This window comes from Anaerococcus sp. (assembly GCF_030825785.1).
In the GTDB taxonomy this organism is placed as follows: domain Bacteria; phylum Bacillota; class Clostridia; order Tissierellales; family Peptoniphilaceae; genus Anaerococcus.
In genome coordinates this window covers 16,447-27,977 of record NZ_JAPJPG010000018.1, presented here as the reverse complement: position 1 = coordinate 27,977, position 11,531 = coordinate 16,447, and the positions used below count along the sequence as shown (strand labels likewise).

12 protein-coding genes are annotated in these 11,531 nt (G+C 36.7%); 9 read left to right on the top strand and 3 right to left on the bottom strand.

The genetic code is table 11. The features are described 5' to 3' along the window. The 3 genes from RCH56_RS04075 to RCH56_RS04065 form a co-directional block, all read right to left on the bottom strand. Positions 1-332 (bottom strand): DUF3021 family protein (locus tag RCH56_RS04075; protein ID WP_306483720.1); only part of this gene is annotated, 332 nt, incomplete at its 3' end. 9 nt (positions 333-341) lie between these two features. Then, positions 342-782 carry a LytTR family DNA-binding domain-containing protein gene (locus RCH56_RS04070; RefSeq protein WP_306483719.1) on the bottom strand — a complete coding sequence of 147 codons (441 nt, stop codon included), beginning with the start codon at positions 780-782 and terminating at the stop codon, positions 342-344. A gap of 137 nt (positions 783-919) precedes the next feature. After that, entirely contained in the window at positions 920-2,152 is a 1,233-nt protein-coding gene (locus tag RCH56_RS04065; protein ID WP_306483718.1) for an aminopeptidase, read from the bottom strand. Between the two features lie 113 nt (positions 2,153-2,265). On the opposite strand from RCH56_RS04065, the gene pepF reads away from it, so the two are divergent. The 9 genes from pepF (at position 2,266) to sufC (ending at position 11,530) form a co-directional block, all read left to right on the top strand. Next, positions 2,266-4,065, top strand: coding sequence for an oligoendopeptidase F (gene pepF / locus RCH56_RS04060; RefSeq protein ID WP_306483717.1), 1,800 nt, complete (start codon positions 2,266-2,268; stop codon positions 4,063-4,065). A gap of 10 nt (positions 4,066-4,075) precedes the next feature. After that, positions 4,076-4,714 carry a formate/nitrite transporter family protein gene (locus RCH56_RS04055; RefSeq protein ID WP_306483716.1) on the top strand — a complete coding sequence of 213 codons (639 nt, stop codon included), beginning with the start codon at positions 4,076-4,078 and terminating at the stop codon, positions 4,712-4,714. Between the two features lie 219 nt (positions 4,715-4,933). Continuing rightward, complete coding sequence (gene gltX / locus RCH56_RS04050; RefSeq protein ID WP_306483715.1) at positions 4,934-6,415, top strand: glutamate--tRNA ligase; 1,482 nt, start codon at positions 4,934-4,936, stop codon at positions 6,413-6,415. Beyond that, positions 6,415-7,833: a cysteine--tRNA ligase gene (gene cysS, locus RCH56_RS04045; protein ID WP_306483714.1), complete on the top strand. Its 1,419-nt coding sequence runs from the start codon at positions 6,415-6,417 to the stop codon at positions 7,831-7,833. Before gltX ends, cysS begins: the two co-directional genes overlap by 1 nt. After that, on the top strand, positions 7,833-8,537 hold the full coding sequence (gene rlmB, locus RCH56_RS04040; RefSeq protein ID WP_306483713.1) for a 23S rRNA (guanosine(2251)-2'-O)-methyltransferase RlmB: 705 nt from the start codon (positions 7,833-7,835) through the stop codon (positions 8,535-8,537). Before cysS ends, rlmB begins: the two co-directional genes overlap by 1 nt. After that, positions 8,524-9,054 (top strand): NYN domain-containing protein, encoded by a 531-nt coding sequence (locus RCH56_RS04035; RefSeq protein WP_306483712.1) that lies wholly within the window; start codon positions 8,524-8,526, stop codon positions 9,052-9,054. The genes rlmB and RCH56_RS04035 overlap by 14 nt, the downstream gene beginning before the upstream one ends. A gap of 14 nt (positions 9,055-9,068) precedes the next feature. Further along, entirely contained in the window at positions 9,069-10,103 is a 1,035-nt protein-coding gene (locus tag RCH56_RS04030; RefSeq protein WP_373690232.1) for a sigma-70 family RNA polymerase sigma factor, read from the top strand. A gap of 196 nt (positions 10,104-10,299) precedes the next feature. Next, positions 10,300-10,566: an HPr family phosphocarrier protein gene (locus RCH56_RS04025; RefSeq protein WP_306483710.1), complete on the top strand. Its 267-nt coding sequence runs from the start codon at positions 10,300-10,302 to the stop codon at positions 10,564-10,566. 232 nt (positions 10,567-10,798) lie between these two features. Continuing rightward, the gene (sufC, locus tag RCH56_RS04020) at positions 10,799-11,530 is read left to right on the top strand and encodes a Fe-S cluster assembly ATPase SufC (protein WP_105301526.1); all 732 of its coding nucleotides are present in this window, start codon (positions 10,799-10,801) and stop codon (positions 11,528-11,530) included. Position 11,531 lies beyond the last annotated feature (1 nt).

Here is an 11,531-nt window from a genome sequence, read left to right as displayed (position 1 = left end):
GGATATATAAGGATTTTGGATGCTTCAAACCATCTTAAATAGATTCCTGCAAATATAAAGTAGGAAATTAGAATTAAGAAGTGAATTATTTGTTTTCTTCTGCTATATTCTTCTCTTAACTTTAAGATAATTGAACTAAGTTCCGGGATTAGGCCAAAGCCACCGTAGATTAAAACTTGGATTATTCTTCCAGTGCCTGGATTTACTTTAGCAATAAATTCGGGATATCCTACAAAATCAATCCCTAGATATAGGGAAATTATAGCTTCTATTATTCCTCCGATTCCAACGCCTACGAGAAACTGCATTAGTAAATTTTTGATATTTTTCATATTCTCCCCCTAAAGGCCCAAGGCCTTCTTAAATTCTTTAAGTTTTCTCCTAGAAACATAGCTAACATCTCCATTAACAAGTTCAACCGCAATAGTTCCTGTAAAAGAAAGGTCAAGTCTTTTTACATAGTCGAGGTTTACGATTTCAGATCTAGAGATTCTGATGAAATTTCTTCTATCCGTCTTTGATTCAAATTCATAGATAGTAAGCCTTGTAGTGTAGGTATTATCTTTCGTTTTTATATATACGCTTTTATCTTGGGCATATATTCTTATTATCTCATCAAAGGATAGGATAAAAACTTCCTTAGACTGAAAAGCCACTATCTTATCAAGCAAAGTTTCACTTAGGGCATCCCTTATATTTTCGACTTCTTTAGAATACTTATTGGAATAAATCTTGACTTTGGTTTCTTCTATCGATTCATCTATGATTATTTCAACCTTCATTCCCACCTCCTAAGATTATTATAGATTATCTTCTTTAAGGATTCACTTGTTTTCTGATAAAAGGTCGCTTTCCTAAGATAAGTGGACAAAAAAAGGCCTATCGATACGATCGACAGGCAAAATATATTATATTTTTTCTAGAAGGCCCAGTTGCCTTTTTCAAATATTTTAAATTCTTTATCATTCTTATAGCCGTAAATTTCCAAATCGTCTGTTCCTACCATGAAATCCTCGTGGATTAGGGAATCATTTAGACCGATTTCTCTTACCTTGCTATCATCTAGATCGCTTCCTCCTTCGACTGTTGTTGGGTAGGCCTTACCTAGGGCGAAGTGGCAGGAGGCGTTTTCGTCAAATAGGGTGTTGTAGAAAAGAATGTTGGAATTTGATATTGGGGAATCGTAAGGGACTAGGGCGATTTCTCCTAGGTACTTGCTTCCTTCATCACTATCTAGCATCTTCCTTAGGGTATCTTCTCCTTCTTTGGCAGAAAAAGATACGACCTTTCCATCTTTAAATTCAAATTCGAAATCGTTAATTACAACTCCGTTATAGACTAGAGGCTTGCTAGCTACAAGTTTACCATCTACTCCATCGTATTGAGGTGAGGTAAAGACTTCTTCTGTTGGCATATTTGGGATAAATCTATCGTTTTTCTCATTTTTTGATCCTGCAGACATCCAAATATGATTTTTAGGAAGTTTGACCCAAAGATCTGTTCCATTACTTGATTTGTAGTGGACCTTGTCGAATTGGTGGTCATTTAAGAATTTGGCCTTCTCATCTAAGGTGTTGATGTGATTTGTCCAGTTAGCCTTTGTCTCATCCCATGATTCAGAGACTCTTGATACATCTAGGATTGTTTCCCACAATTTGTCGTAGGCTTTTTCGGGAGATAAGTCTGGGAAGACTTTCTTGGCCCATTTTTTGGTTGGAACAGAGATTACTAGCCAGGATAGGATATCGTTCATGGTGTATTTGACATATTCCTTGGTCTTCTTGCTGTTTTCTCTGATAGCTTCAGAGATTTTCTCGCTATCAAGTCCCTTTAGTAGGTCTGGGTCTTCTGCGTAGATTGAAATCCTGTTTGATTTCTTTTGAGCTATTTGATAATCTAGCTTTTCTATCTTCCAGTCAGCAACTTCGTTTAAAGTCTCCTGGTCTTGGTATTCGTAAGTTAGTCTTGTGATTGTGTCATCTTTCCAGTCGATTGCCACATTTCTTGCTCCTTTTTCGTAGGCTGCCTTTGCTATAAGGCGGCAAAGCTCAGGGCTTTCGACAGGAGATGTGATTAGGACGTCTTCTCCTTCTTTGACGTTTACGCCGAATTCTACGGCAAGTTTAGCGAAGTTTTCTATTCTCTTATTCATCGCTCCTCCTTTTTTTCTTCTATTATACTTCTATTGTTATTAAATAATATTGTAGATGATAGATACTATCGTTTTGGGTAGAATAATTATAGTGAAGTAAAAAGGAGATAGAGATGAAAAAAAGAAGTGAAGTTGATGTAAAAGAAACTTGGAAGATCGAGGATATGTATGCCGATGATGACGCCTTCTATGAAGAAATAGAGAAGCTTAAGGCTAAGGCAGGCGAATTTTCTAAGGAATTTAAGGATATAGGTGCAGCAGAAGAAGTATCAAGGTCATTAAGAGAGTACTCAGAAATTATAGCTATAGTAGATAAGCTAGGAACCTTTGCGGGAATTTCTATGGAAGTTGATACTACAGATGATCACATGGCCAAAAGATACGCAAAACTTGGCAATGAACTTTCTAAGGTGTTTTCCGACCTATCTTTCTACGAGCCAGCTCTTTCAAGGCTTGATAAGGAAGTTCTAAGAGAAGTAGTTGAAAATAATGAGGATTTTGCCTACTTTATCGAAAGGATAGAAGAAAAACAAGCCCACATGCTAAATGATGAGACAGAAGCTGTTCTTGCAAGTCTCGAGCCAACTTTCGATGCCCCATATACTAATTATAATGACATGCGTTATGGAGATATGGACTTTGAAAATTTTGAATATGAGGGAGAGGAGATTGTCCTTAACCACAATACCTTCGAAGAATTCTTAGAAACGGACCCAAGGACAGGTCTAAGACGTGAGGCCTTCAAGAGATACCACGAAGTTCTTAGAAAATACGAAAACGCCGATGCCTCAGTTTACAATAACCAAGTAACAAATGAGAAGAGACTAGCTGATATTCGCGGTTATGAATCAGTATTCCATTATCTCTTGGACCGCCAAGACGTCGATTTTGATATTTACGAAAATCAACTAGATACAATTATGGAAAAACTTGCTCCTCATATGAGAAAGTACGCAGAAATAATCAAGAAACACTACGGTCTAAATGAGATGACCTACGCAGACCTAAAGCTTTCTATAGACCCAGATTATGAGCTTGAAGTTGATATAGATAAGGCTCGTGAATACATCTTAGATGGACTTTCACCACTAGGAGAGGAATATGTATCATATCTTGATAAGGCCTTTTCTGATAGGTGGATTGACTATGCCCAAAATACAGGCAAAAGAACTGGAGCCTTCTGTGCAAGTCCTTATAAGTCCCATCCGTTTATAATGACAACCTACAACAATTCTATGAGCCAGGTTATGACCCTAGCCCACGAGTTAGGCCATGCCTGCCAAGGGATTTACTCAAACGATAATCAAGAGGCTCTGCTTTCTGAGATGAGTATGTATTTCGTAGAATCCCCATCAACAGCCAACGAGATAACTATGGAAAGATATCTCCTAAACAAGGCAAAAGACGATAGGGAGAAATTGTGGGTACTTTCTACAATGATTGGGAAGACCTATTATCATAACTTCGTAACTCACTTTCTCGAAGCAAGTTTCCAAAGAGATGTTTACCGTGCTGTAGAGAAAGGAGAAAGCCTTTCATCTTCTGACTTTAATAGAATCTTTAAGGAAAATCTAGAGAAATTCTGGGGAGATTCTGTAAAACTAGATGAGGGAAGTGAGCTAACTTGGATGAGACAACCTCACTATTATATGGGACTTTACCCTTACACCTATTCAGCAGGCCTTACTATTGGAACAATAATTTCAGATAAGATTGTAAATGGTACAGACGAAGATAGAAAAAGATGGGTAGATGTTTTGAAGATGGGTGGATCAAAAGGACCTATCGAGCTTGCCAAGGAAGCCGGAGTAGATATGACTACTACAAGACCTCTTGAGGAAGCTATAGAATTTATAGGCTCTATAATAGATCAAATCGATAAGCTTCTAGCAAAGCTTGATATGTATAAATAGAAAGTCAATTATGAAGTACAAAGACTATGTATATGGCTTTATGGCAGGAGTTATAGTTGGTCTTGGAGGAATAGTAAAACTAAGTATTCCTTCAAAGGCCCTAGGCTCTTTCCTCTTTGCTGGAGCGCTTTTTATTATCTTAAGTCTAGAGTATTATCTCTTTACTGGTATGGTAGGATATTATTTTTATAAGGAAAGAAAAACCTACAGAATAAAGCTTATAAAAGTACTCTTGGGCAATCTCTTGGGGACTTTCACAGTAGCTAAAATGATTAGCCTAACAAGGTATGGCGAGAATTTAATCCGTCTTGCAGAAAGGTCAGTTGTAATAAAAACATCGGATAATTTATTAAGTATATTTATCCTAGCGATTTTTTGTAATATGTTTGTAACAAACGCCGCTCACCAATTTAAGTACAATTCCTATCAGGTTGGCAAGTATTTGGCTATATTTATATCTATTATGACCTTTGTTCTATCAGGATTTGAGCATTCAATAGCAGATAGCTTTTACTTTTTCTTGGCAGGAAATATAAATCCTCGAATTATAACTGTGTTTTTGATAGTGCTTTCGGGAAATATTGTTGGAGGACTAATTATACCTACAGTAGCTCTTTTCTACGATGATAAGTTTCAACTCAAGGGATGATTTTAAGCTAGGGAAATTTTGGAAAAATCAAGTGATTTTGCTTGACATTCTTGCTTTATATAGTATATCTTGATATAATAAATTATATTAGTCGAAGGGGGTGGATTTTCACTCCCTTCATTATCTATTTTATTATTTTTACTTAAAAATTTTTAAAATTTATTATATAATAGTAAAAGAATATATATTTTGTAATTAATTAAAATGAAGGAGAATTAAATGGAAAACGTACGTGTAAGATTTGCACCATCACCAACAGGATATTTGCATATAGGAGGTCTTAGAACTGCTTTGTTCAACTACCTATACGCAAGACATACTGGTGGGGATATGCTTTTAAGAATTGAAGATACAGATAGGACTAGATTTGTAGAAGGAGCCTTGGAAAACCTCCTAAAGGCTCTTAAATGGTCTGGCATTGAAATCGACGAGGGAGTAATGCTAGATGAAAATGGAGAAGTTACCCAAAAGGGTAACTGTGGTCCATATATCCAATCTGAAAGGGTTGAAGAAGGTATCTATGATAAATATATCGACCAACTTATAGAAGAAGGCAAGGCTTACTATTGCTTCTGTTCACAAGAAAGAATCGACAAGGTACGTGACCAACAAAGAGCTGACGGACTTACACCAAAATATGACGGACTCTGCAGGTCAATTCCTCTAGAAGAAGCTAAAAAGAGAGTTGCAGCAGGGGAGCCTCACACAGTTAGACTAAAACTTCCAGTAAACAGAGACATTACTTTTAACGATAAGATAAAGGGAAAGATCACCTTCAATACAGACGATCAAGACGACCAAGTCCTTATCAAAAGAGACGGCTTCCCAACCTATCACTTCGCTGTAGTAGTAGATGATCACTTGATGGAAATTACCCACGTAGTTCGTGGAGATGAGTGGGTTTCTTCAACTCCAAAACACGTTTACCTTTACGAAGCCTTTGGCTGGAAGGCACCAGAATACATCCACCTACCAACCGTTCTTAACAAGGACCATAAGAAATACTCAAAGAGAAACGGAGATGGTATGGTAGAAGACTTCATCGAAGAAGGCTACATGCCAGAAGGACTTATAAACTTCCTAGCCCTACTCGGATGGTCACCAGATAGCGAAGAAGAAATATTTACTATGAAACAATTGGCTGAACAATTCGATTTCGATAGAGTAAACAAGACTGGGGCAGTTTTTGATAAGAGAAAACTTGACTGGGTTAATGGCCACTATGTAAGAGACCTATCAGTAGATGAGCTTACAGAAAAAATCAAACCATACATGGTAAAATCTGGCCTAATAGACGAATCTTACCCAGAAGATAAATTAAAACTCTTAGCTAAAACTTGGCAATCAGCAATCGATAAGTTCTCAGACGCGCCAGAGCTATCAAAGAACTATTTCCTAGCTGATAAGGATATGACTTGGGATGAGGAAGCAGTTGAAGCAATTAAGACAGATGATGCCAAAAAACTAATCGACTCCTTCCTAAATCACCTTGAAGAAATCGATGAAATTGATGAAGAGTTCGCATCAACTATAATGAAGAAAATCCAAAAAGAAACAGGAATCAAGGGCAAGAACCTATGGTTCCCAGTAAGAGCTGCTATAACAGGATCAGTTCATGGACCAGAACTATCTAATGCCTTCGTAATCATGGGCAAGGAAAAAATCAAAGAAAGATTAAATTACGTAAAGGAAAACTTTTAATGAAAATTCATAACACGCTTACAAGACAAAAAGAAGAATTTATCCCGATAGAAGAAAACAAAATAAGGATGTATGTCTGTGGGCCAACTGTTTATGATTATATGCACATTGGAAATGCTAGGCCACTAGTTGTATTTGATACTTTCAGACGTTACATGAAGTTTAAGGGCTACGATGTAAAATACGTGGTAAACTTTACAGACGTAGATGATAAGATAATCAACAAATCTATCGCCGAAGGAATCACCACCAAGGAAGTTACAGACAAATATATAGCTGCCTACATGGAAGATGCCAAAGACTTAAATATAGATGAAGGTGATACCATCCATCCTAGGGCAACCGAGGTTATGGATGATATCATAGCCTTTGTCAAGGGCCTAGTCGATAAGCGCATGGCCTATGAATCAGAAGGAGATGTCTACTTCGACGTATCAAAGGCAGACGATTACGGTAAGCTTTCAGGAAAAAATATAGAAGATCTAATCCACGGAGCAAGTAATAGACTAGATACTGCCGATGGATCTAAGAAAAAATCCCCAGTAGATTTCGCCTTGTGGAAGAAAACCAAAAAAGAAGGCGAAATAAGCTGGAAATCTCCATGGGGAGAGGGTAGACCTGGCTGGCATATAGAATGCTCTACCATGAGTAAGAAAATCTTAGGAGAGACTATAGATATCCATGCCGGTGGAGAAGATTTGGAATTTCCTCATCACGAAAACGAAATCGCTCAATCAGAAGGCCTTAATGGCAAGACATTTGCCAATTATTGGATGCACAATGGGATGATCCAAGTTGACGGAACAAAGATGAGCAAGTCCTTGGGAAACTTCTTCACCCTTCACGATATCAAGAAGGAATACGACCTATCTATTATTAGATTCTGGCTACTTACGACAAATTATAGGCAACCTATCAACTTCACAAGAGAAATAATAGAGCAGGCCAAGGCCTCCCTGCAAAGACTAACCAATGCTTACTTCAGACTAGAAGAGCTATTGGATAAGGCAGAGGACAAGGACTTATCAGAAGAAGAGAAAGATCTAGAAAATAACCTTAAGGCCTTTAAGGATAAGTTTATCGAAGTGATGGATGATGACTTAAACACAGCTGATGCTATTACTGTTTTATTTGACATAGCAAAATTTGTAAACACAAAGCTCGATTCATCATCAAGTATAGATCTTGTAGATAAAACTTATAAGCTCTATAAGGAGCTTTTTGATAGCTTGGGTCTTCTTGCCAATAAAAAGGAAGCTGATGTAGACGTATCTAAAATCGAAGAGCTAATAGCAAAAAGAAGCGAAGCTAAAAAGGCCAAGGATTTTGCCACAGCAGATAAAATAAGAGATGAGCTTTCTGCTATGGGAATTACTATTAAAGATACCAGAGAAGGTGTCAAGTGGGAGATTAGCTAATGGATAAGATATATGGAAGAAAGCCAGTTTTAGATACCCTGGATACTGACATCAAAGTCTACAAGGCCTATATCTTAAAGCAAAATTCTAGGCTTGTAGATAAGATAATAGATAAGCTAAATCAAAAAAATATAGAAATATCCTTTGTAGATAAGAGATTTTTTGATAAGATAGATATGAACCACCAGGGCGTTATGCTTGAGGTCGAATCTTTTAATTATTCTAGCTTGGAGGACTTATCTGATTCTTCTAGGCTTATAATCCTAGATAAAATCGAAGACCCTCACAATTTAGGCGCTATCATAAGGAGTGCAGAAAGCTTTGGCTTTGACGCAGTAATAATTCCAGAAAGAAGATCAGCTTCTGTAACTTCTACAGTCTATAAGACTAGTGCTGGAGCTATTAATAATATCAAGGTAGTAAGGGTTACCAATCTAACTAGGACCATAAAAGACCTTAAGGATAAGGGATTTTGGATCTATGGACTTGCAGGTGAAGCCCACTCTGACATAAGTCACGCAGACCTAAGAGGTAAGGTAGCCCTCGTTGTAGGCAATGAGGGTGAAGGAATCTCTAGACTTGTGAGGAAGAATTGTGATATGCTTATAAATATACCAATGCTTGGGAGAGTTAATAGCCTAAACGCATCTGTAGCAGCGGCGATTTCTATGTATGAGCTGTTAAGACAAAATGGCTTTAACTAAGAAAAATATAACCTTTATTGATGGCTACAATGTCATAAATAAATGGAGTGAACTTGAAGAAATTAAAAGAGTTGACCTAGCGGATGCAAGAGATAAACTCATAGAAGAGATGGCAGAATATAAGTCCCTATCTGGGGAAGAGCTTGTAATAGTCTTTGATGCCTACAATCTAGACAGGATAAAAGAAACTATCATAGAAAAATATGGGATGAAGATTGTATTTACCAAAAGGTTTCAGACTGCTGATACCTACATAGAAAGAGAGCTCGCAAGGGCTAATAGGCATCATAATATCAAGGTAGTAACAGACGATGGTGCTATCCAAACCCAGGTGACAAGCAAGGGAGCAAGCAGGGTTACGGCTCTTGAATTAAGACAAGATCTAGATACTATGAGAGGCAGGATCAAAAGAAAGAGGAAAGAAGACTTCAACCAAAACTTCAAAACTTTCCCTATATCAGATAAACTTTCTGATGTGATTGATAAAATAAAGGAAGATTTGGAAAATAAAAGTTAGGTAAATAAATTCAAATGGGTGATAAAATGGATAAAATAAATTTAAAAGACAAAAAAACCCTAGAGAAATTAAAAGAGTATCTCAACTCAGAGGACTTGACCGAAGAGGAGATCATCTCAATTCTTGAAGGTTTAACAGAAGAAGAAAAAGATGAGATAATGGATATTATATCAGACGAAGTGGATGATGACGAAGACGAAGACGATGACTTCGAAGAAAGAAATAAAAATGTATCAAAAACTTCAATCATGCCTATAAGTCGTCGTGATATGATAGAGCTATCTGATCTTACAAATGAGCAAATAGTGGAACAATTCCAAATAGGAAATCAGAATGCCCTAGCAGCCCTTGTAGAAAAAAACCAGGGGCTTGTTAGAAGTAGGGCCTCATATTTCTTTAGATCCCACGGAAACGACCTAGACCTAGAGGACTTGGTCCAATCAGGTATGCTCGGTATGATTCGTGCGGCAGAAAAGTTTGACCTATCCCTAGGATATAAGTTTACAACCTATGCCTACAAGTGGATTGATAAGGCTATAAGAAAGGCCATCAACAAAGAAGGCCATACTATAAGAATACCTGCTGGTAAATACCTAAAGCTTAACAAGCTCAAGCAAATTCTTAAGGCAAATCCAGAAGCAAGCGATGAGGAACTTTATAGGATTTTGGAAAAGGAAGGAATCGATAAGAAACAAGCCGATGATCTTTTCCTAATCAACAGGAACCAAGTAAACTCAACTTCCCTTAACATCAACCTAGACAGTGAGGATTCGACAGGTGATGAGCTTATGGATATGGTAGGAGATGAGTCAACTCCAGTCGATATGCTAATTTTAGAAAAAGACATGGAAAACTTCCTCCTAAAGGCCCTAGACCAACTAACAGATAGGGAAAAACAAATCATAATCTTTAGATATGGACTAGATAACGAAAAGCCTAAGACGCTTGAAGAAATAGGTAAAATCTACGACTTATCTAGAGAGAGAATCAGACAAATCGAAAATCAGGCCTTGGGTAAACTTAAGGAATTTTCTGAAAGAGAAGAATAAAATCAAGTGGCAGAGAGTAAACTTTCGGCCACTTTTTTAGAATTTTATTAATTCTAAATTTTATTCTAAATAATTTTGTAAAAAATCTATCATTCGTTTAAATTTAAACGATTTAGCCCACTATATAAAAAACGTTTGCATTTTCATTAATTATCTAGTAATATATAAGTATATTATTAAAGAAAAGGAGGTACCTATGTACGAACAAAAAGTAACACTTTCTAATGAAATAGGTTTACATGCTAGACCAGCATCTATTTTTATCAGACAAGCCGTTAAGTTCCCATGTGACATCACAGTAGAGAAAGCTGGTAGGAGTTACAATGCAAAGTCTATCATGTCAGTTCTTAGCATGAGTGCTTCTAAAGGCGATGAGATAATTATTAGAGCAGACGGTGAATCAGAAAATGAAGCTGTAAGTGCACTCATTGACTTAGTTGAGAATAAGCTTACAGATTATTAATAATAATACTTTCACATTAAACGAACTATTAGTTTAGCTCGTTTTTTTGTGTGTATTTTTTGTATTACTAGAATTATTTTCCGTTAGAAAATTTATCTTACCTTACAAAGATTCATCTCAGATGTTTATTTTTACCTTTCTTTAGGGTAAATTGATTAGAGGGATAGTTGTATAATCCCTAGTAAAAGAGTATACTTTAAATAGATTTTTGAAAGAATAAAAAGAGGTGCAGATGACTAATTTATTAAAGATAGAAGATCTTCACGTATCCGTTGGAGATAAGAAGATTTTAGATGGTATAGATTTAGAGATAAACAAGGGCGAAGTTCACGTTGTAATGGGATCAAATGGTTCTGGTAAATCAACCCTAATGAATACAATTATGGCTAACCCAGTTTATGAAGTTACAGAAGGAAAGATCTTCTTTGAAGGAGAAGATATCACTGAAGAGTCAGTAGATAAGAGAGCTAGACGTGGGATTTTCATGAGCTTCCAACATCCAGATGAGATTCCAGGAGTTAAGCTTAACGACTTTTTGAGGATTTCCAAAGAGCAAAGAGAAGGGAAGAAACCTTCAATCCTTGCCTTTAACAAGGAATTATCAAAAGAGATGAAAGATTTAAAACTTTCCGATGATTACGCTACAAGATATGTAAACGTAGGATTTTCTGGTGGTGAAAGAAAAAAATCAGAGATTCTTCAAATGAAGATGCTTAATCCAAAACTTGCCCTCCTAGATGAGACAGATTCAGGTCTTGACGTGGATGCTGTAAGGATTGTAAGTGAAGGTATTAAGGACTTTTTAAGCGAAGATAATGCAGTTGTTATCATAACTCACCACAGAGAGTTGCTTTCAAATATCAAGGCTGATTATGTACACATCCTAAAAGATGGTAAGATCCAAGAAACAGGCGACGATAGCCTCATGGATAAGATTGAAAAAGAAGGATACGAGTGGGTATAAG

Coding starts and splice junctions, on each gene's coding strand:
- RCH56_RS04070 (WP_306483719.1), bottom strand. CDS start 782: ATGAAGGTTGAAATAATCATAGATGAATCGATAGAAGAAACCAAAGTC.
- RCH56_RS04065 (WP_306483718.1), bottom strand. CDS start 2,152: ATGAATAAGAGAATAGAAAACTTCGCTAAACTTGCCGTAGAATTCGGC.
- pepF (WP_306483717.1), top strand. CDS start 2,266: ATGAAAAAAAGAAGTGAAGTTGATGTAAAAGAAACTTGGAAGATCGAG.
- RCH56_RS04055 (WP_306483716.1), top strand. CDS start 4,076: ATGAAGTACAAAGACTATGTATATGGCTTTATGGCAGGAGTTATAGTT.
- gltX (WP_306483715.1), top strand. CDS start 4,934: ATGGAAAACGTACGTGTAAGATTTGCACCATCACCAACAGGATATTTG.
- cysS (WP_306483714.1), top strand. CDS start 6,415: ATGAAAATTCATAACACGCTTACAAGACAAAAAGAAGAATTTATCCCG.
- rlmB (WP_306483713.1), top strand. CDS start 7,833: ATGGATAAGATATATGGAAGAAAGCCAGTTTTAGATACCCTGGATACT.
- RCH56_RS04035 (WP_306483712.1), top strand. CDS start 8,524: ATGGCTTTAACTAAGAAAAATATAACCTTTATTGATGGCTACAATGTC.
- RCH56_RS04030 (WP_373690232.1), top strand. CDS start 9,069: ATGGGTGATAAAATGGATAAAATAAATTTAAAAGACAAAAAAACCCTA.
- RCH56_RS04025 (WP_306483710.1), top strand. CDS start 10,300: ATGTACGAACAAAAAGTAACACTTTCTAATGAAATAGGTTTACATGCT.
- sufC (WP_105301526.1), top strand. CDS start 10,799: ATGACTAATTTATTAAAGATAGAAGATCTTCACGTATCCGTTGGAGAT.